The sequence below is a fragment of the Algoriphagus sp. NBT04N3 genome (assembly GCF_019443765.1).
GTDB classification, from domain to species: domain Bacteria; phylum Bacteroidota; class Bacteroidia; order Cytophagales; family Cyclobacteriaceae; genus Algoriphagus; species Algoriphagus ornithinivorans.
Map to the genome: position 1 here is coordinate 750,675 of NZ_CP048415.1, position 23,729 is coordinate 774,403.

The window sequence follows — 23,729 nt, forward strand, 5'->3', positions numbered from 1 at the left end:
TTTAAAAATACCAATTAATAAAATCTTTCAAACATCCCGAATAAAATTTTTAAAGAAAAGGGCAAATATTTGAATTGATAGTCAGGGGATTAAAAAAATTAGCTTTCAATCTTCAGATGCTTCGGCAGATTCCTTGCTTAAATCTTTTCATTTGGTTTATATTTGCATCGCCTAAAGGAAATGGTTAGCCATTAGGTGAAGGTTTATATGAAATCTTTATAATTGAATTGGAAATAATAAATAATACTCTTTTGTTAAAGAAGGGAAAAAATTTCCAAATCATAAAAATATTAGAGAGTTGGGTGAGTGGCTTAAACCAGCAGTTTGCTAAACTGTCGTACGGGTCAAACCGTACCGGGGGTTCGAATCCCCCACTCTCTGCTGAAATCCTTAAGAGAATTAGTTCGGGGTGTAGCGTAGCCCGGTATCGCGCCACATTTGGGATGTGGAGGTCGTAGGTTCGAATCCTGCCACCCCGACAAAAAGGGTGTCAAAAGACACCAAATTTGTACTAATCTTATGAAAACCAAGGATTTAAATAATTCTTGGTTTCATTTGAATAGTTTTGAAATCATAATTGAACGTGTCCTATTACGTGTCCTGTTTTTGGGAATCGTTTTTTAGTAACTTTAGTACGTTCAACTCATCGCAATAGACTTTTCACGGCGATTTGGCTTTCGTTTAACGGATTCAATAATCTTTAAAAAACGAAAGTGATGAAAACTACACACACTTTTATTATTCATTTTTGGTTGAAAAAGAAATCAATCAGGAAAGATGGTACAACACCTATTTATGCCCGAATTAGATTGGATGGTAAACCAGCTGATATCAGCACCAAAAAATCAGTACTTGAAAGACATTGGTGTCCAGTCTCGGAAAGAGTTAATCTAAAACATAAGGATGCATCCTTTATAAATGATTCTTTAGACGATATATCCTCAGAATTGAAGGCTTCATACCGTAGTTTACTCCAAGAAGGAAGATTCATTACTGTTCAAGACATAAAGCTTAGATATTTAGAAGAGGATAGCCCCTTGAGAACAATAAGGGAACTTCTTAAGTATCATAAAGAGAATGAAATCCCAAAACTAAAAAAAGGTACTGCAAAGAATTATGGTGCCACAGAAAAATATCTTCTCTCTTTTTTGTCCAAGAAGTATCGAACCTCCGATATGCCTCTAAATCAAATTAATTATTCTTTTGTTCTAAATTTTGAAAACTACCTCCGCAATTGTAAGCCTTTGATGAAATCCCAGCCATTAGGTAATAACGGAATAATGAAACACCTAGAGCGTTTTAAAAAGATGACTACGATTGCTTGTAAACTTGACTGCATCAAGCAAAATCCATTTGCTTTTTTTAATTCTAAGTTCACATCCTATGACCGTCAATATTTAACTATTGAAGAGCTTAGCTTAGTTGAAGAACTTGAGTTGACTGATTTCGGATTAAAAAGAGTACGTGATTGTTTCATATTTGCCTGCTACACGGGCCTCTCTTATATTGACTTAAAAAGGCTAAAACCTGGACAGATAGTTGTTGGAATAGATGGTGGAGAATGGATATATACAAAAAGGGAAAAGAGCAAAACAGCTGTAAAAATCCCTTTACTGAGCAAGGCCAAAGAAATTCTGTGCAAATATACTAATGACGGATATGGGAAGAACAATGACCTTTTATTGCCCGTTTATAGCAATCAAAAGTGCAATTCTTATTTAAAGAAAATTATCGCCAAGTGCGGAATTGATAAACATATTTCATTTCATGCAGCTAGGCACACCTTTGCGACTACCGTTACGTTGGCGAATGGAGTTCCTCTCGAAACAGTATCTAAACTTTTAGGACACCGAAGACTTTCTACCACTCAAATATATGCGCGGGTTATGGAGAAGAAAATCAGCGAAGATATTGCGGTACTTAAGACTAAGCTTGAATCCTCTAGTAGAAAAGATAATCTATTGGAGACCAGAACAGCCTAAATATTAATTTAAACTTGAAATTTCGAACTAAGAATTACCACCATATCAATGACTTACAACTATTTGAACGAAAGAAAATTATTATATTTAGAAATATTTTGAATTCAAAGTCGATATTACAGAGTATCTATTTACACTAACCATTCCTGTTTAAAGACATTGTATTAGCGAATTCATATAATGCAAAGCTAATTACATTTCCAATAATGGGAAGCCCTATCTATTGGATGTAGTGAAATATCCCAATTACTCTTACTGATTCTGAATTCCGTAAATCGTGAGAAAATGATACATATTTTCACTACTGGAGGTACTATTGAAGGGTTGGATTATGATAAACCAAAGGACGCAACGCTTCAAAACACCATCTCCATTGAGGATTTTCTTAACTGCGCAAAAGTATCATCACCCTTTAGGCTTGAGAGAGTTTTTCAAAAAGACAGTCGTTTCATCACCGCTGAGGATAGATTGGAATTGGCCGAAAAGATTACTGCTGCCTCTTCAAATCAAATTCTTGTTACCCATGGTACCTTGACTATGGCTGAAACTGCGAAATTTTTAGGCAAGCTTGGTTTGGAAAAGACTATAGTGTTGGTGGGTTCCCTTAAATTGGGAACTGATAAGGATTCTGATGCTCCATTTAATTTGGGCTTTGCCTTTGGAGTTCTAGATTTTCTGGAATATGGTGTCTATATCGCCATGAATGGAGAAGTTTTTACTTGGGACAATGTTCGGAAGAATTTGGAATCTAACCAATTTGAAAAGGAATTCTAATGAGTAATTGTTATGTTCGGCACTTCAATACATTGGACAACTTTTTTCTATCTATTGATAGATACTTTCATATTGATTTTCGCCATTTTCCAGAATGCACGCCTAAGACATAACAATTTAAAAAGATATCTTGGTTTAGCCGTCCTATTTGTCCTTTACAATTTCACAGGAGGATTTCTACCTTTTGAAGGTTTTCCTGGACCATTTATTTTGCAATACATCATTACATATGTAGTGGCCATGACCATGGGTATTTACCTATTTTATTATATTTATAGGGAATATGACATTACATTTTTAAACGTCCATTTAACCATTTCAAATATTTCAATTTATGGTGGATTATGCTTTCTAGGGCTTTATTTGTTACCTTATTATCTTACTGGTTCAATAGATATTGCAAGGATGGCATTCGCTTTCCCGGTATCACTTATTTCTTTTTATTTTCTTTGGGCATTCAATAAAAAAATATCAAATTCTAAAAACCCTAATGACTTTGTACTCCGTCGAAATAAACTTGCCTTGTTGAGCGTGACATGTATGGTGCTTCTACCTGTACTTACAGTAATTGGCGATTATCAATGGCTAACCTTTACAATAATCAATATTTCTTTCTTTGCGATAACCGCCATTGAAATAGACAGATATCTGTTTTTCCTCGAACACAAAAGCAAATTGATTGAGGTGTTCGGATATTATAAGGACATAAAGGACAATCTTCTAGAACCGAAATTTTTCAATAAAGGACTTACGAGAAGGGAGATAGAAATTGCACTGTCAATTTTAGATGATCGCAACTACAAGGAAATTGGAGACGATTTCCATATCGCAGAAAGTACGGTTTCCAAACATGCATCCAATATTTATAAAAAAATGGATGTCAAGAGCAGAGTCGAGTTTTTAAATCGATTTAAACTCTCAGGGTCCTAAACCAATGACAGTAATTTTGATTCCGTAGTATAAATACGGACTGAACCGTATGTAAATACGCCATATATCCTTGGGTCTTGATTACTAAGGTGCTATATTAGATAGCAACTGTCTGGGTATAGAGGGTCAACCCCCAAACCACTATACAACCTTACCAAAAAATTGACCTCTATACAATTTTATAATTGTAAAAGAGGTGCTATGGATTTTAAGCCCTTCATAGATGGCCTTCAAAAAGATTTGCTAGAGGCCCAGGTAAATATTCCTAATGTCATTAAGAGGGCCAATCATTCAATTCGCCTGTGCCATTCGCTGCTATCCATTTTTAAACAAGGGGTTATTAACGACGGTTTTGAATCTATTGAAAAGGAAATAGAGTTTTTTAAGAGTTATAAAACTATTCCTGCCTCACAGTTAATTTATCATTCCCAAGTACGTTCTTTTGAACTAGAATTCCCCAGGGGAGATGAAAATGCCCAACGTAAATTCATTAAAAAACGATTGAACCGTATCAATCGATTTTATCGTAACCATACCAGTTTCAGCGAATATATCACGTCTGGGCGAACCCATTTTGATGAACAGTATTTTACCAGAAAACACCTCGATTCATTTCCACTTAATTTATCGCATGTTTACTTTCATGATGTGGATTTCAACACACCAAAAGATATGTTGTTGTCAGAATTCAAGGCATATGATTCCATATTGGTTTATCTCCAAAACCGTATGATCGATAAATCGAAATTACGCAGGGTAAATGCAGAAGAGTTGAACAATCAATTAAACCTCCAGTGGACGGCAAACAAATCTGCATTGACCGAATTGATTTACGCCCTACATTATAATCGGGTCATCAATAATGGTAATGCAGATATTAAGGAAATTGCGTCCGCTTTTCAGCAAGTACTACATTTTGATTTAGGGGATTTCTACAAAACATTTTCAGAAATCAAATCAAGAAAGATAAGCCGTACGAAATTTCTTGATGATTTAGCTTCTGGATTACAATCCCACATGGACAGCACTGATTTATAAAGGTCGGTTAAGCCCAATAAACCTTGATTTTAATTACCGTACTCCGGTTAACCTCCGGTTAGTGCATATAAATGTTCTTTTAGGGAATATTTTTGACTTCTTTGAACGTAAAACATGGTCAGAAAAGCAGGAAAATAGCCTTTTGTTCCCTAATAAACCCAAATGTTAAATTTTCACCCGACTCCCGTTGAACTGGTGAACAAAACTGGGTAAATCTGTTCAAATTTGTTCTCGAAAAGTCAAATTGCTGTAATCCCACCGCACTAAAAAATTCTAACCAGCGGTGGGATTTTAAAAACTGGAACAGATGCCAACAAGTATTATCACTACCGACGATTTACGGGAATTTAAATTGGAACTTTTAGAAGAGTTTGAGGAATTATTATCGAGTTATTTGAAAAAGGAACCTCCAAAGAAATGGTTAAGGTCTTCCGATGTCAAGAAAATGCTCAAAATCAGCCACAGCACTTTACAAAATTTACGAAGCAAAAACATTTTGACCACACATAAAGTTGAAGGTCTCTATTTCTATGACGCAGCTGAAATTGACAAAGTGCTAACAGAAGGTCAGACTACCACTCAATAAGGGTCATAATGAACTATATCAAACATTTGAACGCTATATTTTATAAGTTCTATGGGGATGACCGTCTTAATTACGCACACCTTAGTTTGTACTTTGCTCTCTTTTTCTATTGGAATCTGCATCGCTTTCCCGACGGTTTTTATGCCAATAGAACCGAAATCATGAAATTGGCAAAAATCGGTTCGCGATCTACATATCACCGGTTGATAAAAGACCTATCGGATTGGGAATATATCAACTACTTGCCTACGCAAAACCCCACTCAGAAAACCATGGTCAGAATGTCCCAATTCTGTACCAGTAGTAGTACAGAAACAGGACTTACTGGTACACTAATGCAACGCTACTGTCCCAAAAATGTACCACTTACCTTATATATAAAACATTCAAAACAATATAAACTATCTAAAGAGAGAAAACCAAAAAATGAATTGGAGGTTATTGAATATTTTAAATTGAAAAATTGGCCTTCCCTGAATGCCGTTAAGTTCTTTAACCATTACGAAGGAGTAGGTTGGAAAATTGGAGGTAAAACAAAAATTGAGGATTGGAAGGCCATTGCTGCCAATTGGATGCTGAGGGCAGAGGAAATCAAAGAGAAACCCAAACTTCAAATAGTATCTAAGAACACGGATTACTTAATTACCAACGAACAAAAGAACTATGGAGAACCCCTCTAAAATAAGGGAAGGAAGTGTGGTCTACTCTTTGGGTGAGTTGGACGGTAGAAAAGTAGAATACGATTTTACCAAGGTGCTTATTTACTTGGAGGCAAAAGGCAGAATGCTCTTCGGAAAGCATTTTAAGATTTATGAAGAAGATAAGAGTGTTCTTTTGAGGCTTTGCAACTATATGGTCAAAGATTATGAGAACTGCTCAAAATATGGAATCGATCCTGACAAGGGTATTCTGTTGACGGGACCGGTCGGCTGCGGTAAAACCAGTCTGATGCGTTTAATACGCCATATCGTACCCCACAGAAGGCCTTATGAGCTAATTCCGGCCCGAAATGTTTCTTTTGGGTTTAATCATATCGGTTTTAAGATTATAGAGGATTATGGCAATGGAAGATTTTACTGCTTTGATGACTTAGGGGTAGAGCCCCTGGGTCGTCACTTTGGAAAGGATTGTAATGTGATGGGCGAAATTATCCTTTCCCGATATGAACTCTTTTTATCATCCAAAATACCCACGCATGCTACCACAAATTTAAATGCGGAAGAATTGGAAGAACGATATGGAAAAAGGGTACGAAGCCGGATGCGTCAAATGTTCAACCTGATAGCTTTTGATAAGAATACCAAGGACAAGAGAACTTAAAAATCAATATATGAAAATTGCCACCTTCAACATTCAGAATCTGTTCCATAGGCATCGGGATTTGGTTTCAACGAGTAGAACTAAAAATGCTACCGATTGGATAAGTGAATTAGACAGTCTTTTACGTAAACCCAACAAATCCATAAACGATAGTGAGCGAATCAATAATTTGTCCTTTCTTCTTGGTTTTGAAAAAACAGAAGACAATCCCTATGCAATACTCAAAAGACGCGCTGGGGAATTGTGTTTTAAAGGTAGGGTATTGGAAAATACAACCAAAGCATCCTTTCTTACAGACTGGCAGGGTTGGACGAAATTAGGGAACCGACCCATCCACGAAAAGGCTATATTCAGTAAGGCGTACATGATCGCGGAAACCAATCCAGATATTCTTGTTTTGCAGGAAGTGGAAGATCGTGCCTCGTTGATGGAGTTCAATTCCGAATTCCTGCCATTGCTAAAAATTACGCCATATCAGGAGGTCATGGTATTTGAAACCAATGATAATAGGGATTTGGGTATGGGCATACTCCTAAAAAACGGATATCACTTAAACGGATTTAAGAATCATCTACATGACTTGGATAAGGAAGGGTATTCGTTATTCGATATCGATTGTCAGGAATACGAGATTTGTACCCCCAACGGAGATTCTATCTGGGTTTTGAACAACCACTTTTCGGCAGACGAGGTCCAACGTCAAAAGCAAGCCCAAAAGGTGTCTGAAATCTATAAACAAAAACTAAGGAATGGAAAGGACTTGGTTATTGTCAGTGGAACATTGAATGAGGCATCCTACAGCCATTGCTTGGCTCCATTGCTTCGGGAAACGGATTTAATTGATGTCTCAAAGCACAAACGGTTTACAGCTGACAGGGATAATGGGAGTAGTGGCAACTATTTCAGTATGGGGGCTTACCGAATGGGGGTCAATATCAAACAAAAAGATTACTTCATGTTGTCTCCCAAGTTGTTCGAAATGGTTAAGGCTTCCGGAATGAATAGAATGGGCACCTGGCCTGAACGCAAACCGAAATGGAGGTTGTACCCATCAATCGCCAATAAGCAGCATGCAGCAAGTGAACATCCGTTGATTTGGGCTGATTTCAATTGATGCTGAACTTTGTTTTAAGCTAAAGTATGACCTTAAAATACCAATTCTTCATATTCGACGGGATTCGAAATTTCTGGCACGTTACCTGCATATTCCTTTCCTCTTAAGCGAGTTACGGTATGTGCCTTAAGCTCTTCTTCTGGATAAGACTGAATCAATTCTTCAATGGCTTTCTTTTGACCCTTATCCCAAAGATTTTCATCATAGGGCTCTATCCAATCATTCTCTAATTCCTCTGGCAGGATTAAGGGCATTCATGGGCCTTCCAGTTTGGGATTGTTATGAATCTTCGACATCAATGAGTTTCCTTCAGTGGTTACAATGGAAAAAGTATTCCAACGTGAACCATCTTCTTTGTTCGTCCATTCGCTCCAAAGCCCTGCCAAGGTAAGTGGGGCATCATCTTTTCTTGAAATATAAAATGGGTAGGTATTTCCCTCAAAATGATGGTGTTCATAGAAACCGTCGATATGAATCAAGCATCTTCTTTTCTTCGCAGAATCCCTAAAAGAAGGAAGTTCAAAGATAGTTTCTCCCCGAGCGTTTAAGGTTTTGTTCCAAATTCCATTTTTTTGCTTATCGTCCTTTACCCAAAATGGGACAAGTCCCCACGTCGATACTACTGGAAAGTAAGGGTCCTCATTGGTATAGATAAGAACAGAGGGGTGGTTAAAACCGGAGGAATGATGAATAGGTAAATCGGTCAATGGCAAAAGTTTTTCCATTATTTCTTCGATAGCATGAACGTCCCCGTCACGTTCAGCTCTTCTAAGCTGTGTTTCTAATTGCGTTTTGATGTCGTAGCACATAATAGATACTTTAATGGACACTAATTTAACGGAAGACTGTTAAAGTTGAAATATACAAAAAATCATTTTCTATATTTGGAAATATTCCATAAAAAAGGAAATAATCCAACAATCTAAATTTAATGAGAGATGTTGTTTTTAGAAATTATGACAGGTACGCAATTAAGCATTTGCTAAAGGAAATAGGAGAGCACCGACTGCGTACGGAATGCGAAAATAAGCACTTAAGCTTTCCAAAAAGACTGGCTCTGTTCTACATAGAGGCAGGGGACAGCAATACGATGTTAAAGTATAAATACCCTCAAAAAGGCACTTGGGGGCTGATGGTCATTGACAGGTATGATTTACCGGATTCGGGTTGGGTAAGGGTTCATTTGCAATGAAACCAAACAAGGACATACGGACAATCAATATCGGCATGCGTACATTGCATCTCATTGAAGGACTAACGATTAAGAATTATATACCGGAAGCTATTATGGGTAATGTTCACATGGCCTTGGCTGATCAAAATATGAAATGGGAAGATGAGGTCATTGCTAAATGCACTATGGTAATAAGCAATGGTAAATATGTCTCAATGATGTACGAACATGAACCCATTCGATTTAATGGGTTACTTCTTTTTACATTTTGCCAAGATGCCAAAAATGGGTATTGCTTTAACTTTCCCAAGAAGGGTAATCATATTGAGTATTATACAAGAAGGAAATAATAAAAATCACCTTAACATTCTCGGGTTAGAATAAGGCTTGAGAGTAAAAAACACAATTAGTCATAGAAGATTAAGATTCAATTATATCTATTTTAGTAGTATGAAAAGTTAGGCTCCTAGGAGTTCAACACTCAAGGCATACCCCTTGGGATTACTTATTAATCGATTCATTTTAAGCTCGTTTTAGAATTAAAATTATGGAAGTACCGGTAAAAAATATTGTAGAGCAAGTTGATTTAAGTCATGAAGACGTTTTACTTCCTTTGTTGGAATGTATTGTGAATTCAATTATCAGCCTTCAGCAATCGGAACTTCAAAAAGAAGAAAAGAAGATTCAAATTCAAATATTTAGAAACGTACTTCCTCAGAACCCCACTTTTGAAAATATCAAAACAATCTCTTCGTTCAAAATAATAGATAATGGTATTGGGTTTAATGAAAAGAATTTTGAGTCGTTTAAAACCCCATTTTCTCAAATAAATCAAGATTACGGATGTAAAGGCGTTGGAAGATTTACGGTTCTGGCTGCTTTTGAACAATTTCATGTAAAAAGTAATTATGAAGAAAGAGGAAAATGGTATAGCAGGAATTTTTCCTTTACTGTTAAGAACGAGATTAATGAAACCGAATTTAAAGAATCTGGGATAGAGCAATATAAAACGGTTGTTCATTTAGATAATTGTAATAACCAAGTGGTTTTAGAAAAGTCAGCCATGCCCTTGGAGATCATTTCAGCAAAAATAATGGACCATTGTCTAATTTATTACCTGAATAAAAAATTACCCCTAATAGAAATTTGGGATAAGGAGTATGATCAATTTACAAGCATAAATGAATTATTTAAAAAGGTTTCAAAAGATAAGGAACGTGTATTCAGTATTGGGAGCAGAAATTTTAGACTCTACATTACAAAGACAATAAAAGAAGGTAATCGCAAGAATAATTATTTGCATTATTGCGCTAATTCGAGGACAGTAGGTGATGGCAGAAACTTGAAATACGTAAATAATATCTTCAATCATCCAATTTTGTTAAATGGTAAAAATTACTTTTTTGACATTTATCTCGTTTCAGATTATCTTAATCAAAATGTTTATAAAACTAGAAATGGATTTAAAATTCCGAAGGAAAAAGAAAATTTACTCTTTAATGATGTAAACATTTTAACTCTTCAAGACATAGAAGAAAAAATTTCAGAGGTGATGGAAGAAGAGTATGCGCCTTATGTTAAAGAAGCAAAAGAAAGAAGCATTCAGAAAGTCCGGTCATACATCCGAGAAAAAGCTCCTAGATATAATTCTTTTCTAAAAAATCAAGATGTTTTAAAATCCATTCCTCCAAATCTTTCTGAGGATAAACTTGAAGAGCATCTATACAGCATTTCTTATAGTGCTAGGAAAAATGTTGAACATAATATTTCGCAATTCATTCATAGTAAATCGGTAAATGAAGAAGCTATAAAAAATATTATAAATGACATTAAAGAAAAGACCTCATATGATGTTGATAGCTTGGCAGATTATATGATGAGAAGAAGAGCTATAATAGATTTATTTGATAAATTCTTAGATGCAGATGAGAATAACCATTATAAATTAGAAGAGGACATTCACAATCTAATTTTTCCAATGGGTTTTACCAATAAGGAATTGGATTTTGAAAATCATAATTTATGGCTTTTAGATGAACGCTTCATTACGTACAAATTCATTGCTTCTGATAAACCCATAACCTCTTATTCTCAATTAAAAAGTAGAAAAGAAGCCGATTTAATGATGATGGACATACCCCAAATGTTCAACAATCCAATTAGTTTTGGAGATAGGAGCAGTGGTGAAGTGAACTCCATGGTAATCTTTGAATTTAAACGTCCCGGCGAGATTGCGCATCAAAAAAGGAAAACTGATTACAGATGGGAGTTTTCAGATTTAATTGAGCCATATTTTGAAGATTTTCTTTATTCACCAGTTAAAAAAAATTATAAGGGAAATCAGGTCATAATTAGAGAGACAACCCCAAAATTTGGTTTTGTAATTCTAGATATTATTCCAGAGGCACTGGCAAAATATAATACGAATAAAGGTTGGAAGACAACTCCATTTGGGACATTTTTCAAAATTCAACCAGGAACAAATATGCACATTGAAGTTATGACATTTCGAAAACTTCTGGAGTTTTCAAGAAACCGTCATAACCCATTTTTCGATAAGTTATTCGTTTATTAAAAAATGGTAGAAATTCAGTACAAATTGTACGACACAGAAAATATGTAGTGGTATAGATGTATGATTAACTAAACAACTATGAAGATAATTTTGTGAGGCAGTAGGAGGCTTTATTGGATTAATGGAAAATATAAACAGACCCTAATCAAAAAATTATATTCTATTGGAAGAATTAAAGTTAAATCATTTTGAAAATAGTTGAAGGAAACATATTTACGACCGAATGTCAAACAATTGTCAATACTGTGAATTGTTTCGGAATTATGGGAGCAGGCATTGCACTCGAATGTAGATACCGTTATCCCGAAATGTTTGAGCGTTACAAGGAAATGTGCGAGAAAAAGTTACTTGATATTGGCAAACTTTACCTTTATCATTCCACTAATAAATGGATATTAAACTTTCCGACAAAAAATCATTGGAAATACCCAACCAAACCAATTTATCTCGAAAAAGGACTTCTGAAATTCAAAGAAACTTACCAGCAAAAGAAAATTAAATCAATTGCCTTTCCTTTATTAGGTGCTCAAAATGGAGGACTTTCCAAAGATGAATCACTCGAACTATTACAAAAACACTTGAAAGAGGTAGAAATACCAATCGAAATTTATATTTACAAGGAGGACGCTTCGGATGACTTGTTCGACTTATTTAAAACTGCATTTTTATCTACCAGTTTAGACAGTCTAAAACGATTAACTGAACTAAAGAGCAATCAGATTAAAAAAATCATAGGAATTTTAGAAAAGGAAGATTTGAAAAATATGGGTCAGCTTTCTTCATTTAAAGGCATTGGAGAAACTACAATTTCAAAATGTTTCATTTACGCAATGCGGCCAGATATAAAAAATATTCAAACAAACTTATTCTGATGACAAAAGACAAAGCAAAACAGATTTTAGGACAATCAATTTCAAATCTGAACCAAAGAAGAGGTTCTGTGACCTCAAATGAACTTGAAGCCGAAGTTATTAATAATGCCTGCCTATATATTCTCAAAAATCAAAAAGACAAAATGCGAGAGGGCAACACAATTGAGGCAATGTTTATGGGTGCTTTAAATGCAACTCAAGATTTTGTGCCAATTGCAAAGGCGTTTACAGATGGTGCTATGGAATTATTTCCTGAACACTATACGGCTCAAGAAGCTATGGTTGCTACAATGGGAATTCAACAAAATGTAGCTTGGGATGGAATGTGGGATTTTTTGAGAGATTATTTTCAGAAAAATCACGGAATTCAGATTGACGAAGTAGAAACTGAACCAGCAATTTTTTACTCTACCAAACATAAACGTTATGAAAACAACTCATTTGTATCAGAAAGTGAAGTTGAGAGAACGATTAATTTGAATTTTGTTGACAATAAAGAAGAATTAGTTGTCGGTATTGCACCTTCTCTTTCACCTAAAAAAAGTTATAAATTAGAAAGCAATGGTAATAGCATAAAATATAAAGGCTACGACCCAGATTATCTATTCACAGTTACATATGATGACTTTGATGAAGTTGAGCAATTCGTGTTAGAAATGCCAAATAGAGGACTTAAAATTGTTTACTTTGAATAACCAAATGACTTACATTGACAGCTATAATAACAACGACTATATAAAAATCCTCAAACTTTTGCAGGACGAAATAGCAGTTATCAATAACTTTTTAACTTCTATTAGTCAAGATAACAACTTTAAAGAAATAACTGATTTAGAAAAATTTTACAATAATATTTTCAGTCAAGAAGTAATCAAAAAACATATCTTTTGTAAGATGAGTCAAGTTTACAAACCTCTCTACCTTTCAAATCCAGGTCCACATTCAAAAGGTAATTCATACTTCCATTTAACGCTAAAATTAGTAAGCGAAGAAATAAATTGGCTTGATAATCTTTACAACAAGGTTTTATCAAGATTTATAAGATTCTACAAACACCTTTTCTCAAAAATTGACAACTATTTTATTTCACAGAATAGCAAACAATTACAAAACTATGAGCAGGTATTTGAGAAAATAAAAGCCGAGGTTGAAGTATTTATTGACACAGTCGATAAAAGGGATATTTTATCAAAAAGAGAAAAACTAAAACCTGAATTACTAACTAAAATCCCTTTTGGCGGACTGTTTTATATTACTCATTCGGACAATTTACCGAGCATTCTAAACCTTGGCATATTGTCTCATAATTTAGCCCATAAAAATGGTTTCGTAAATACAGACATTTCTAATCAACAAGTTAACGCACGCAGAAATAGAATAGAACAAAGTTTAGGCGGGAACATTCACGATTTTGCTCCTTTATTCTTCACACTAAAAAATCCAACATTTTATTATTGGTGTAAAAACACTAATATGGACAATCTAATAATACTGAAAATAAACCCTCATATTTTATTAGAAAACAATGTTTCTTTTTCTGACGGAAATGCAGCAGTGAGAACAACTAAATTTTATAATAAGTTGAGTGATTTCAATAACTTGAATTGGACATTAATCAATAAAGGTTCTTGGAACCATTATGAATTTCAAATCAAAAACGAACAGAAACGAACGATATGTGCTGAAGTTTTGACGAAAGACAAAATTCAAACTCATTACATTGATGAAATTTTCGTTTATAGCAAGGATTCTTTAGGGAAAATATTCCCTTTGTTTCCAAATCATTTAGGCATTAAGGTAAATATGAATAAAAGCCTGTATTTCTAATGAACACGAACTAAATTTTAAAACAATTGACATACTGAGCCTAGAATCATTATTTATTTGCCAACAGTTTAACTATAATTTTATAGAATTCATTCATAATGTCTCTTAAAAGTGAAATCAAAATCTTCGATACCTCAATCATAGTTGAAAAATTTCAAAAGCGTTTCCAAAATCAAACATGCATACCCAGAAATAGTACTTACCTTTTCGTTATGTTCTGCCTCCTCCAAATTGGATATAAATCCCAATTCAAGGAGCACACTTGGGCATTGGGTAGCTTCCCGGAGTACTTGAAAATTGGCATATTTAACACCTCTGTTTTTAAAGCCTAATTTTTCATGGAGTCCAATTGCGAATTGCTCGGCCAAGTATTGGGACCATGGTTCCCCTTTTTTAACATAGACTTCAATTCCCTGAGCTGCTTGCCGAATAGCCTGATTACAATGGATGGAGACAAACACATCGGCTTTTAAGGCCTTAGCGAGTTTGGTTCTATCTCCCAAGGAAATTAAGGTGTCCGAGTATCTAGTGAGATATATTTCCAATGAATCATTGAATAGTTCTCGGCTAAGCCTAACGACTTCCTTGGCAATATCAATAACCACGTCTTTTTCCTTTAGGCCATTGATACCAACCGCGCCAGTATCAGAACCTCCATGTCCGGGATCTATGATAACAATGGGTTTTTGATTTCTCTCCTGTCCAAACATGGGCTGTAAACCAGAATATATTATCCAAACCAATACGTAAAAACAATTGTGCTTCATTCACTGAAAATCTTAAGTGCGTGTTGCACAATTTTCATCGATTTAGGTGATTGATTTAAAATCCAAGAAATTTTAACGTTCCCGACTGTTAATTTTTAGCCGATTCTCCGCATTCCTTCCTTTTCATTTCAAATTCGTCAACAACAATATATCAACCGCCCTCTTCGGGCACTAAAACGAATAGTGATGAAAAGAATAAACAAAGTAATCTGGTTGTTGCTGTTGGCAACGGCCCCTACTTATGCCCAAATTGGTGGTATCGAAGATTCGGTCAACGACATCTCCGATACCATACGTACCATTTTCCCCATTATTCTAGGGGTCATTTTCCTCGTGGGTTTCCTGTTCAATGCGGGACATTTCTTTGGTGAAAACGCCGACCTTAAGAAAGGGATTACTCGTGTATTGGTATTTGTGCTTATAGCCGGTGCCGTCGTTGGCATCTTTACCTATTTGATAACCTTGGTCGTATAATGAAGAGTTACCCGATATACCGAAACATTCGTAAACGTGCGCTGATATTCGGGCTTCCGGTTTCCTTGTTCGCATTACAAATGGCGGCAGTTATCGGTTCGCTATTGGTGATAATATTCTCTTTCAGTTTCCTTTTGGTTGTTGGTGGCCTAGGTGTCAATTTTACCTTGTATGCGATGCTTCTGAAATTAACGCATCAACCACACATGCTGCATTTTCAAAAGGTTTTTCCGAGTGCCATATCCAACAAAAAAACAACCGCGCTGTGTTATGAGGATTAATCTAACCCAAAACTACCCGATTGTGGATATTCAGGACAATCTAGTCTTTGCCAATAATGGTAACCTGGTATTGTGTTATAAGGCAGATTTGCCGGAGGTCTATTCATTATCGGAAACCGATTTTGAGGACTTGCACGGCAGTTGGTTTCAAGCGTTGAAATCGTTGCCGGCCGGAACGGTCATCCATAAACAGGACGTTTACCAAAAGTTAGCATATTCGGCCGAGCGTTTACCGAATACGACTTTTTTGGAAAAGGCGACCCATCAACATTTTAAGGGCAGGGAATATATATCGCATCAAACGTATCTCTTTTTCGTATGGCCCAAGAATAGAGGCCTCAACAAATCAAAATATGTGAATCCATTTCGAGGAATTCCAAAAGCCATTCCTGAAAAAATGACCGTAGCTGTAGAAAGTTTTACGGCATCCGTTCGCGATGCAATCGGTTTTCTCAACAACAGCTATAAACTTGATTTTACACCGCTAAAAGAAAGTGAAATCCTTTTGATGACTGATACCTATTTCAATGGGTTCAATCAAGACTTCGATACCGACATTGTCCTCAATAAAGACCATGGCCAAATAGGCAATCATTATTTTGATGTACTGGCCGTCAACAATGAATTGTGTTTTGGCGAATCGGTAAGCAGTAGCAAAACGAATGATGCTTTTACTTCAGATGATTTTGTCTTTCATCAAGGCTTTATCGACGGGTTAGGGCTAAATATGAACGAAAACCATATCGTTAACCAAATTATCTATTTTGACGATAAACACAAATGGAGAAAACTGTTAGAAAAACGGCTAGAGGAACTAAGCAAAAGTTCCAACTTCGGTACGCAGAACAAGGTCGTACATGGTAAAATCAGTACCATTCTGGACCAAATCAACCAGGACGATAATGCCCGAATCGTACGAGGTCATCTTAATGTGGTTTTTTGGAGCGACCGCCTGGCTGATTTAAGTAAAATTGCTTCTCGGATTAAAACGGAGTTCAAGGAACTGGATATCATACCGTATTTTCCAAAAGGGGAAGAGCGAAAACATTATTTGCTGAATAGCTATTGTTGCTTCGCATCCAACTTTTCCGATGAAGATCTATATGTCACCGACCTGAAACATGCCCTTTGTCTGCTAATCAACAATACCAACTATAAATCGGATGCTACGGGTATCATTTTTAACGACCGGCAACATAACATACCGGTCATTAAGGATGTATGGGACGAAAAAAAGCGGCGCATCAAGGCACGGAACTTTTCAATTTTTGCTCCCACGGGAGAGGGCAAGTCGTTTTTGGCGAACAACATTCTTCGTCAATATTTTGAGCATGGGGTACGCTTGGTCATCATTGATTTGGGCGGCAGTTATACCAAGTTTGCAAAGCTCTATCCCGATCAATACATCACCTTACGCTACGAGCAGGGAAAGAACCTGGGCATCAATCCCTTTTATATCAATAGTCTACATGACCTAAGCCCGGAGCGGTTGGAAGACCTTACCGTCTTCCTTTTGGAGCTCTTTGCTTCGGGTCTTAAGGTCGCCAAAGCACAAGAAGTCGCATTGAAGAAGATTCTTCAACATTACTATAAGCACAACACCAATGAAACACATTCGTTGGAAGCTTTTTACAATTTTGTCCAGCAGAAGAAAGAAACCCTATTGGATGATTTGGGCATCGATAAGGCCTATTTCAATACCACAAACTTTCTGCACATCATGTCGGAATATGTCGGGGACGGACTCTACAGTTTTTTATTCGAGGTAAGTGAAGACCAGTCTTATAAAATCGAGGACAAACGCCTTATTGTTTTTGAATTGGATGAAGTGAAGGATAACAAGGAAGTCCTTTCTGTAATGCTGAAGCTTATCAAATCTGCCATTCAGCGGACCATCTGGCGTAACCGTGCCGAAAAAGGGATTATCCTGTTCGATGAGTTCGCCAAACAATTGAAGTTTGATAACGTGCTGGAAAGTGTCGAATTCTACTATCAGGCCATACGAAAACAAAATGGGGCGATTGGGATTATTCTTCAGTCCATCAACCAATTACCAAGTAATTCTACTTCGGCAAGTATCCTTGAAAATACCCAGGTTATTTATAGCCTTCGAAATGAAAAGGGGTACGCCGAATTGGTCAAAAGACTAAGCCTTTCTAGCCATGACCTAAACCAGTTGAAATCTATCAAGAACGATTTGAAAGGGCAGCGGAAGTACACCGAAATCTTTATCAAGATAGGGAAGGAGAGCAACATCTTTCGTTTGGAAGTGCCACCCGAGGTGTATGCGGCCTATCTCACTGACGGCTCGGAGAACGAAACCATAATGGCCATTTATGGTAAAACCAATGATATGGAAACGGCTATCATGGAATTTGTAAAACAGAAATTTCAAAAATCATATTCACACTTAAAAAAATAACCTTATGAAAATTACAATTAAAACCATCATCATTTCGGTATTCTTGGCTATAGCCAGTACAGGTCAAACGAAAGCGCAGGGTATCCCAGTTTATGACAACACCAATTTTCTATCGTTGATCAAGCAGTTGTTTGAATCCGCCAAACAGACTAGCGAAATGATCAAAACCGTCAAGTTTCTCAAACAGGCCAAAGAGACCATTGAAAAAGTAAACAGTGCGGTAGCGCAATATGAGGCCGTCAAGGAAATCAATGAAAACAACGAAGCTTTGGTCATTATGGTCCGAAACGATTTGAGGGGTATCCTAAATTCTCCTTACATCCATCCTGACGAAATAGATGCCGTTTCCAACGCTTTCAATACCATCATTGACGGCTCACTTCGTAATCTGGAATTTATGAACCAGGTGCTCTCCAATGACTTTCTAAAACTCAATGATGCCGAGCGATTGGAAATATTGGAAGCACATCGGGACGATTCTCAAAAAATGATAGCGGACATCACCTTAAAGAATAAGAGGTATAAGCTCATTATTTCCTTTCGAGAGATGCAGGACAGAATCAATAATAGGGAAACCAACTATTAAAAGGCTATAGCATGTTTTTGTCCATCGGGTTGGAATATGTCGATTCCGTTTTTCAGACCATTAAGGATAGTGATTTTGCGTCCTATGTGATCGGTGGAATGAAAGTGCTGGCCGTTTTGTTTTTTCTGATCAATATTCTGAAAAAGTACTATGAAGGAGGGGCGACCATCCAAGGGGCTACATGGGGCTTGACCCCCACCGAATTGATCAAAAATTTTGCGGTTGTCCTGGTGGTTATTTTCTCTACGGAAGTATTGGATGCTTTTGACTCCATTTTAGTGGCCATAGAAGGTCAATATCGAGGAACGGCCCCAGTACTACTACCCTTGGAACTACAGGATATCGAAGTAGAAGAGGATTTGGGCCTTTTGGATGCAACCACAAAGGCGATGGGCATTCTGTATGAATGGCTCACGACTCCTTTCCTGGGAATACGTATGATTGCGCTAGCATTAGGACTATTTCTTTGGGTGTTGGATCTGTTCATCTATCCCATGTTTTTGGCGGAACGCTACTTTCTGTTGGGAATCATGCAGGCTTTTTTTCCACTGGTCATCAGCATGGCCGTTTTTGAAAAATTCAGACCAATGGGCTATCGCTTTTTTAAGCTGTACGCAGCTGTTTATATGATAGTACCCGCATTCTTTTTGGTCAATGTTTTTGTAAACGAGCTCTATCAAGAAATCACCGAAAACTTTTGGCCAAACCTATTCGGTACCGATTTCGGTAGTGAACTCTTTGCCCCGGTCATTGAATTGGCAGGAGTGGGGTTCATCATTCTGTTGAAGTTCAAACTTTATAAACGCGCTACCAGCTTCACCTTAAGGCTATTTGTCGAGTAATATAAACATCATGAAAAATAAACTAACCCCATATAGAAATATCTATAGCGTTTTGAAACTTAACCGCTACATCGTTTTGGCAGTCGTACTGGCCTGTCTATTGACCAGCATTTTTGCACTGGTAACGGTCTATCGTTTCAATCAGCGTATGCTCAACAGCACCTTTGCCGTAAACACGGATGGTTCCATAATTCCCTTAAAATTGGTTTCGCAAAAGGAAAATATGGAAGTCGAGGCGCTTTCCCATCTCGATTTATTTCACAACTATTTCTATGGAATCGATGAAAGTAACTATGAAAAAAATCTTGAAAAGGCCTTGTGGCTGGGAGATAGTACTGTCGATAATGTCTACCGGCAGAAAAAGGCGGATGGGGTTTATAACAGGTTGCTGCAGTACTCCCTGGTGCAAAAGGTTATCTCGGTCAATACGGAACTTATTTTAAGTGGGGAACGCATATCTTTTCAAACGGAAACCATTTTTGAGATCAATCGGGGATCTATTATCGATAGGTACCAATTAATAACCACAGGCAATCTGCTTCAGGTAGATAGAAATTTCCCTAATAATACCCATGGTCTATTGATAACCAACTTCTTTGAAAACTCCCTTAAAAAACTCAACATTCAAAAATAGCTTCAAATGAAACTAGATCGAAACAAAATGATATTTATCACCATAGTCACCTTGGTAGTGCTATTTATAGTTGGCTATGGATTTCTCGTAATGGGAGAGGGAGACGATGTGAAGTCAGAACTGACCCAGCCTGTGGTGCCGGAATTGAAGGAGGAACAAAAAGAGTATTCCTCGAAATTGGATGCCATCAATGACTTGAAAGAAGTACGGGAGTCCAATGCTCCAAGTATTTATGACGAATCACTATTGGATTCAACGGGACTTTATGACTCTATGTATCAAGAGAAAGAGCGTCAACGTATCGTGGACAGTATCTATGCCTCAGGAAGGATAAATTACAAATCTGGAGAATACAATAATACGGCGGACATTAGTTCATCAAAACCAATGGCCGGCACGCCTAAAAATCAAATCGAAGAAACGGTCATTGATTTTGCAAAGGCCCATCATGAGTTTTTTGCCTACGAACCTAAACCAGTTTCATTGGTTGATTTGGAAACAACAAAAGGAAGGACAGATGACTTTGTTATGGTGGAAGTCAACGGAGAACAAACGGTGAAAAGCGACGAGCGATTGGAATTACGACTGGCCGTAGATGCGCTCATCAACGGCGATTCTATCCCCAGAAATTCGTTGGTTTATGGTTTTGTCCGGTTTAATGCTAACCGGGTTTTTATCACTATTACGAACATCAACAACAAACTGGTGGATTTGAAAGCCTTCGATTTACTGGATGGCAATGAGGGTATTTACATACGAAACAGCTTTACGGGTGAGGCCACCACGGAGGTTATAGGGGACGTGGTAGAGGACATAAATATTCCCGGTGTGCCACAAGTAGGAGGTGTCAAGCAAGTCTTTCGAAGAAACAACCGTAATGTGAAGGTGACGGTTTATAATCAATATCAGCTTATTTTAAAACCTGCATTATGAAAATGATACTAATCTTTATATCGATTCTTATTTTAGGCCAAACAAGTGCACAAGAATTAAAAACAATCGGCACAAATGAAAGGGAGGTTGTTGCACTTTTCTTTCCAAATGAAATTCGTCAGGCGGTCGTTGGTTCACCCAACTTTACTTTTAGTTATAATAAAGAAAACCTTCAGCATGTAGGTTTGTTACAGGGGGTAAAGGGCCATGAAAGCAACCTATTGGTAATTACGTCCACCGATGAAGTTTACGCCTATAAATTGAAGTATCTGAAAAATTTGGATACGCTGAATTATTTTATTCCTAGAAATGAACGTATTGGTTTTGAAAGTCCTTTGTTTATTCCAACTAGTAAAAGTTCGGTATCCGTATTGAAGGATTCTGTGACGAGGAAGACCCCACAAACCGGTTCCCCGAATCGTTTTGAATACTTTAAAAAATTCAGCGAATTTCAACTGAAGCACAATCGAAACAGTCTAAAACGCAAAAGAAAAAAAGGTGTAGTACTACATCTGAGGGACCTGATTTACGACCGAACCGAGGTCTATGCACTTGTGGAGATAAAAAACAGATCTGGGATAGACTTTGAGATGGATTATCTGAAAATTTTCAAGGTAAATGGAAACAAGCGGAAAAAATCATCCTATCAAAAAATTGAAATTGAGCCTGTTTTCAGGTATTCTCTTCCAAAAATCATTAAAGATGGTGAGAGCCGTGAGTTTGTGCTGACCGTACCCAAATTTACCTTTGGTGATCAAGAGAAACTATTGCTGGAACTCAAAGAGCATAGGGGGAATAGAATACTACAATTGTTTTACGATTGACACCCTTTTTGCCGAATCATTATGAGCTATAAATTAACTGAACTATTATGATTTTTGGATATGCCAGAGTATCAACCCAAGATCAAAATTTAGAATCTCAGATAGACCTACTTAAAAATGCCGGTTGTGAAAAAATATACAAGGACGTTGCCAGCGGTGCCAGGAGTGACAGAAAAGGGCTAAATGAATTGATTAAATATATGCGCGAAGGGGACACTGTTATCGCATATAAAAATGACCGAGTGTTTCGTTCTTTAAAAAATATGGTTGAGCTTATAGATAAGTTTAATCAGGCAGGGGTTCACTTTAAAAGCTTAAGCGAACCGGAGTTCGATACCGCCTCGGCAAACGGTAAGTTCTTACTGCATATATTTGCTGCCGTTGCGGAATTCGAAAGAAACCTTATTAGTGAAAGAACTAAAGTCGGACTTGCCAACGCAAGGAAGCGAAACAAATTATTGGGCAGACCAACTGGTTCTAAAAAAGAAACCATTGAGAAATATCATTTTGCAAAATACCTGTACGATAAACAAGACCTACCCATAAAAACGGCATGTGAAAAAGCCGGTATAAGTAAGAGCTCCTTTTATCGTGTTGAAAAAGTCCTATAATTGGTTCCTTTCATGAAACTCAATTAGTTCATCTGAAATTAAATTAGCTTACAGACTTTTTATTTTAAGAGGTTGTCATGAATAATTAAGATATATTCCAAATAACGCAAAATACTCTAAAAATTTTGTTAAATAAGAATCATATTCTTATTTTCATTACTTTTAAAATAAATATCAAATGACTTATGGCAAATGTACTATGGTTACAAGGAGGTGCATGTAGTGGAACACAATGTCCTTTTTGAACGCCGAAGAACCAACGGTGGTAGAACTTATTACCGATTTCGGGCTAAACATTTTATGGCACCCAACAACCGGTTTACAGATTGGGGACCAAGTTCAAGACCTATTAAAGGATATCCTCGCAGGAAAAGTGCAGATGGATATTCTTGTTTTTGAAGGCTCGATAATTCAAGGCCCGGATAACACAGGAACCATGAACTTATTCGCTGACCGTCCGATGAAGGACTGGATTAAGGAACTCTCAGAAGTTGCGGGCTATGTCGTCGCTATTGGCGATTGCGCAACATGGGGAGGCATACCTGCAGTTCCGCCAAACCCTAGTGAATCTACTGGAATGCAATTCCATAAAAAGAACAAGGGTGGGTTCTTGGGCCCTGACTATGTTTCAAAAGGTGGTTTGCCAGTAATAAATATACCAGGTTGCCCTGCGCACCCAGATTGGATTACTCAAATTCTTGTCGCGATTTCTGTGGGAAGGATAGGCGATGTGCTTATTGATGATTACCACAGGCCAAAAACGTTTTTTACCGACTTTGTTCAGACAGGTTGTACCAACGTAGTCAACTTTGCACAAAAAGTCGATGGTGGATTTGGCCAAAGGGGTAACGGATGCCTCTTTTACGAGGTTGGATGTAGAGGCCCAATGACAAGAGCGAGTTGTAACAATATATTGTGGAACAGACAATCTAGTAAAACCCGAGCTAATCATCCTTGTTTGGGCTGTACCGAACCTGGCTTTCCACATAACGACCTTATGAAAGGTAGTGTTTTTAAGACCATGAAGTACATGGGTACATTTCCTAAAGAAGTCCCAGAGGGTAGGAACAAATTGGCTTACTATTTAGAGGCCGGTTTCCAGAAAGTATTACCTACAAACCATAGGGTTAAGGAAGGTTCAAAATAATAGCAACGAAAAAGAA

General features: G+C 37.0%; 26 protein-coding genes and 2 tRNA genes. 25 read left to right on the top strand and 3 right to left on the bottom strand.

All coding sequences use genetic code 11. The features are described from left to right. Window positions 1–292 precede the first annotated feature (292 nt). From GYM62_RS03265 to GYM62_RS03310, 10 genes are all read left to right on the top strand, one after another. A tRNA-Ser gene (locus GYM62_RS03265) sits at window positions 293–381 on the top strand. Window positions 382–405: 24 nt separating this feature from the next. Next, a tRNA-Pro gene (locus tag GYM62_RS03270) sits at window positions 406–479 on the top strand. A 237-nt stretch (window positions 480–716) separates the two neighbouring features. Next, window positions 717–1,982, top strand: coding sequence for a site-specific integrase (locus GYM62_RS03275; RefSeq protein ID WP_219958276.1), 1,266 nt, complete (start codon window positions 717–719; stop codon window positions 1,980–1,982). A 285-nt stretch (window positions 1,983–2,267) separates the two neighbouring features. Next, window positions 2,268–2,756, top strand: coding sequence for an asparaginase domain-containing protein (locus GYM62_RS03280; RefSeq protein ID WP_219958277.1), 489 nt, complete (start codon window positions 2,268–2,270; stop codon window positions 2,754–2,756). A 54-nt stretch (window positions 2,757–2,810) separates the two neighbouring features. Beyond that, window positions 2,811–3,686 (top strand): helix-turn-helix transcriptional regulator, encoded by an 876-nt coding sequence (locus GYM62_RS03285; protein ID WP_219958278.1) that lies wholly within the window; start codon window positions 2,811–2,813, stop codon window positions 3,684–3,686. A gap of 201 nt (window positions 3,687–3,887) precedes the next feature. After that, window positions 3,888–4,724, top strand: coding sequence for an RteC domain-containing protein (locus GYM62_RS03290; protein ID WP_219958279.1), 837 nt, complete (start codon window positions 3,888–3,890; stop codon window positions 4,722–4,724). A gap of 307 nt (window positions 4,725–5,031) precedes the next feature. Next, window positions 5,032–5,310 (top strand): helix-turn-helix domain-containing protein, encoded by a 279-nt coding sequence (locus GYM62_RS03295; RefSeq protein WP_219958280.1) that lies wholly within the window; start codon window positions 5,032–5,034, stop codon window positions 5,308–5,310. Between the two features lie 8 nt (window positions 5,311–5,318). Continuing rightward, on the top strand, window positions 5,319–5,990 hold the full coding sequence (locus tag GYM62_RS03300) for a hypothetical protein (protein WP_219958281.1): 672 nt from the start codon (window positions 5,319–5,321) through the stop codon (window positions 5,988–5,990). Continuing rightward, window positions 5,974–6,630 carry an ATPase gene (locus GYM62_RS03305; RefSeq protein ID WP_255590521.1) on the top strand — a complete coding sequence of 219 codons (657 nt, stop codon included), beginning with the start codon at window positions 5,974–5,976 and terminating at the stop codon, window positions 6,628–6,630. The genes GYM62_RS03300 and GYM62_RS03305 overlap by 17 nt, the downstream gene beginning before the upstream one ends. Window positions 6,631–6,640: 10 nt before the next feature. Further along, the gene (locus tag GYM62_RS03310; protein WP_219958282.1) at window positions 6,641–7,744 is read left to right on the top strand and encodes a hypothetical protein; all 1,104 of its coding nucleotides are present in this window, start codon (window positions 6,641–6,643) and stop codon (window positions 7,742–7,744) included. Window positions 7,745–7,776: 32 nt separating this feature from the next. Here the strand turns inward: GYM62_RS03310 and GYM62_RS03315 are convergent, their stop codons facing one another. Together GYM62_RS03315 and GYM62_RS03320 are read right to left on the bottom strand one after the other, a co-directional pair. Beyond that, window positions 7,777–7,998: an SOS response-associated peptidase gene (locus GYM62_RS03315; protein WP_219958283.1), complete on the bottom strand. Its 222-nt coding sequence runs from the start codon at window positions 7,996–7,998 to the stop codon at window positions 7,777–7,779. Beyond that, window positions 7,999–8,553 (bottom strand): SOS response-associated peptidase, encoded by a 555-nt coding sequence (locus GYM62_RS03320; RefSeq protein ID WP_219958284.1) that lies wholly within the window; start codon window positions 8,551–8,553, stop codon window positions 7,999–8,001. A gap of 122 nt (window positions 8,554–8,675) precedes the next feature. Here GYM62_RS03320 and GYM62_RS03325 point away from each other — a divergent pair, with 122 nt between their 5' ends. The 6 genes from GYM62_RS03325 (at window position 8,676) to GYM62_RS03350 (ending at window position 14,192) form a co-directional block, all read left to right on the top strand. Continuing rightward, on the top strand, window positions 8,676–8,936 hold the full coding sequence (locus GYM62_RS03325; RefSeq protein ID WP_219958285.1) for a hypothetical protein: 261 nt from the start codon (window positions 8,676–8,678) through the stop codon (window positions 8,934–8,936). A 35-nt stretch (window positions 8,937–8,971) separates the two neighbouring features. Next, window positions 8,972–9,268 (top strand): hypothetical protein, encoded by a 297-nt coding sequence (locus GYM62_RS03330; RefSeq protein ID WP_219958286.1) that lies wholly within the window; start codon window positions 8,972–8,974, stop codon window positions 9,266–9,268. Between the two features lie 197 nt (window positions 9,269–9,465). Beyond that, a complete protein-coding gene (locus GYM62_RS03335) occupies window positions 9,466–11,493 on the top strand; it encodes a hypothetical protein (protein WP_219958287.1) in 2,028 nt (675 codons plus the stop codon). Window positions 11,494–11,738: 245 nt separating this feature from the next. Then, window positions 11,739–12,365 (top strand): macro domain-containing protein, encoded by a 627-nt coding sequence (locus GYM62_RS03340; protein ID WP_255590677.1) that lies wholly within the window; start codon window positions 11,739–11,741, stop codon window positions 12,363–12,365. Further along, window positions 12,365–13,060: a hypothetical protein gene (locus GYM62_RS03345; RefSeq protein ID WP_219958289.1), complete on the top strand. Its 696-nt coding sequence runs from the start codon at window positions 12,365–12,367 to the stop codon at window positions 13,058–13,060. The genes GYM62_RS03340 and GYM62_RS03345 overlap by 1 nt, the downstream gene beginning before the upstream one ends. Further along, window positions 13,053–14,192: a DUF4433 domain-containing protein gene (locus tag GYM62_RS03350; protein ID WP_219958290.1), complete on the top strand. Its 1,140-nt coding sequence runs from the start codon at window positions 13,053–13,055 to the stop codon at window positions 14,190–14,192. Before GYM62_RS03345 ends, GYM62_RS03350 begins: the two co-directional genes overlap by 8 nt. Before the next feature lie 134 nt (window positions 14,193–14,326). Here GYM62_RS03350 and GYM62_RS03355 read toward each other — a convergent pair whose 3' ends face one another. Further along, window positions 14,327–14,959: an N-acetylmuramoyl-L-alanine amidase gene (locus GYM62_RS03355; RefSeq protein WP_219958291.1), complete on the bottom strand. Its 633-nt coding sequence runs from the start codon at window positions 14,957–14,959 to the stop codon at window positions 14,327–14,329. Between the two features lie 186 nt (window positions 14,960–15,145). On the opposite strand from GYM62_RS03355, the gene GYM62_RS03360 reads away from it, so the two are divergent. The 9 genes from GYM62_RS03360 to GYM62_RS03400 all read left to right on the top strand — a co-directional run bounded on the left by GYM62_RS03360 (window position 15,146) and on the right by GYM62_RS03400 (window position 23,713). Further along, on the top strand, window positions 15,146–15,433 hold the full coding sequence (locus tag GYM62_RS03360; RefSeq protein ID WP_219958292.1) for a hypothetical protein: 288 nt from the start codon (window positions 15,146–15,148) through the stop codon (window positions 15,431–15,433). Window positions 15,434–15,703: 270 nt separating this feature from the next. Continuing rightward, entirely contained in the window at window positions 15,704–18,136 is a 2,433-nt protein-coding gene (locus GYM62_RS03365) for a TraG family conjugative transposon ATPase (protein WP_219958293.1), read from the top strand. A 4-nt stretch (window positions 18,137–18,140) separates the two neighbouring features. Then, window positions 18,141–18,722 (top strand): hypothetical protein, encoded by a 582-nt coding sequence (locus GYM62_RS03370; protein ID WP_219958294.1) that lies wholly within the window; start codon window positions 18,141–18,143, stop codon window positions 18,720–18,722. Window positions 18,723–18,733: 11 nt separating this feature from the next. Further along, entirely contained in the window at window positions 18,734–19,564 is an 831-nt protein-coding gene (locus GYM62_RS03375) for a hypothetical protein (protein WP_219958295.1), read from the top strand. Between the two features lie 10 nt (window positions 19,565–19,574). Further along, window positions 19,575–20,198, top strand: coding sequence for a hypothetical protein (locus GYM62_RS03380; RefSeq protein WP_219958296.1), 624 nt, complete (start codon window positions 19,575–19,577; stop codon window positions 20,196–20,198). A 6-nt stretch (window positions 20,199–20,204) separates the two neighbouring features. Beyond that, on the top strand, window positions 20,205–21,131 hold the full coding sequence (gene traM / locus GYM62_RS03385) for a conjugative transposon protein TraM (protein ID WP_219958297.1): 927 nt from the start codon (window positions 20,205–20,207) through the stop codon (window positions 21,129–21,131). Next, window positions 21,128–21,955 carry a DUF4138 domain-containing protein gene (locus GYM62_RS03390; protein WP_219958298.1) on the top strand — a complete coding sequence of 276 codons (828 nt, stop codon included), beginning with the start codon at window positions 21,128–21,130 and terminating at the stop codon, window positions 21,953–21,955. Before traM ends, GYM62_RS03390 begins: the two co-directional genes overlap by 4 nt. A gap of 47 nt (window positions 21,956–22,002) precedes the next feature. Further along, a complete protein-coding gene (locus GYM62_RS03395) occupies window positions 22,003–22,566 on the top strand; it encodes a recombinase family protein (RefSeq protein ID WP_219958299.1) in 564 nt (187 codons plus the stop codon). Window positions 22,567–22,807: 241 nt separating this feature from the next. After that, window positions 22,808–23,713 (top strand): hydrogenase, encoded by a 906-nt coding sequence (locus tag GYM62_RS03400; RefSeq protein WP_255590524.1) that lies wholly within the window; start codon window positions 22,808–22,810, stop codon window positions 23,711–23,713. Window positions 23,714–23,729: the final 16 nt, after the last annotated feature.

What these genes read in the sequence shown, in the direction of transcription:
- GYM62_RS03275 (WP_219958276.1), top strand. Translation starts at nt 717, where the DNA reads ATGAAAACTACACACACTTTTATTATTCATTTTTGGTTGAAAAAGAAA.
- GYM62_RS03280 (WP_219958277.1), top strand. Translation starts at nt 2,268, where the DNA reads ATGATACATATTTTCACTACTGGAGGTACTATTGAAGGGTTGGATTAT.
- GYM62_RS03290 (WP_219958279.1), top strand. Translation starts at nt 3,888, where the DNA reads ATGGATTTTAAGCCCTTCATAGATGGCCTTCAAAAAGATTTGCTAGAG.
- GYM62_RS03295 (WP_219958280.1), top strand. Translation starts at nt 5,032, where the DNA reads ATGCCAACAAGTATTATCACTACCGACGATTTACGGGAATTTAAATTG.
- GYM62_RS03300 (WP_219958281.1), top strand. Translation starts at nt 5,319, where the DNA reads ATGAACTATATCAAACATTTGAACGCTATATTTTATAAGTTCTATGGG.
- GYM62_RS03305 (WP_255590521.1), top strand. Translation starts at nt 5,974, where the DNA reads ATGGAGAACCCCTCTAAAATAAGGGAAGGAAGTGTGGTCTACTCTTTG.
- GYM62_RS03310 (WP_219958282.1), top strand. Translation starts at nt 6,641, where the DNA reads ATGAAAATTGCCACCTTCAACATTCAGAATCTGTTCCATAGGCATCGG.
- GYM62_RS03315 (WP_219958283.1), bottom strand. Translation starts at nt 7,998, where the DNA reads ATGCCCTTAATCCTGCCAGAGGAATTAGAGAATGATTGGATAGAGCCC.
- GYM62_RS03320 (WP_219958284.1), bottom strand. Translation starts at nt 8,553, where the DNA reads ATGTGCTACGACATCAAAACGCAATTAGAAACACAGCTTAGAAGAGCT.
- GYM62_RS03325 (WP_219958285.1), top strand. Translation starts at nt 8,676, where the DNA reads ATGAGAGATGTTGTTTTTAGAAATTATGACAGGTACGCAATTAAGCAT.
- GYM62_RS03330 (WP_219958286.1), top strand. Translation starts at nt 8,972, where the DNA reads ATGCGTACATTGCATCTCATTGAAGGACTAACGATTAAGAATTATATA.
- GYM62_RS03335 (WP_219958287.1), top strand. Translation starts at nt 9,466, where the DNA reads ATGGAAGTACCGGTAAAAAATATTGTAGAGCAAGTTGATTTAAGTCAT.
- GYM62_RS03345 (WP_219958289.1), top strand. Translation starts at nt 12,365, where the DNA reads ATGACAAAAGACAAAGCAAAACAGATTTTAGGACAATCAATTTCAAAT.
- GYM62_RS03355 (WP_219958291.1), bottom strand. Translation starts at nt 14,959, where the DNA reads ATGAAGCACAATTGTTTTTACGTATTGGTTTGGATAATATATTCTGGT.
- GYM62_RS03360 (WP_219958292.1), top strand. Translation starts at nt 15,146, where the DNA reads ATGAAAAGAATAAACAAAGTAATCTGGTTGTTGCTGTTGGCAACGGCC.
- GYM62_RS03365 (WP_219958293.1), top strand. Translation starts at nt 15,704, where the DNA reads ATGAGGATTAATCTAACCCAAAACTACCCGATTGTGGATATTCAGGAC.
- GYM62_RS03370 (WP_219958294.1), top strand. Translation starts at nt 18,141, where the DNA reads ATGAAAATTACAATTAAAACCATCATCATTTCGGTATTCTTGGCTATA.
- GYM62_RS03375 (WP_219958295.1), top strand. Translation starts at nt 18,734, where the DNA reads ATGTTTTTGTCCATCGGGTTGGAATATGTCGATTCCGTTTTTCAGACC.
- GYM62_RS03380 (WP_219958296.1), top strand. Translation starts at nt 19,575, where the DNA reads ATGAAAAATAAACTAACCCCATATAGAAATATCTATAGCGTTTTGAAA.
- traM (WP_219958297.1), top strand. Translation starts at nt 20,205, where the DNA reads ATGAAACTAGATCGAAACAAAATGATATTTATCACCATAGTCACCTTG.
- GYM62_RS03390 (WP_219958298.1), top strand. Translation starts at nt 21,128, where the DNA reads ATGAAAATGATACTAATCTTTATATCGATTCTTATTTTAGGCCAAACA.
- GYM62_RS03395 (WP_219958299.1), top strand. Translation starts at nt 22,003, where the DNA reads ATGATTTTTGGATATGCCAGAGTATCAACCCAAGATCAAAATTTAGAA.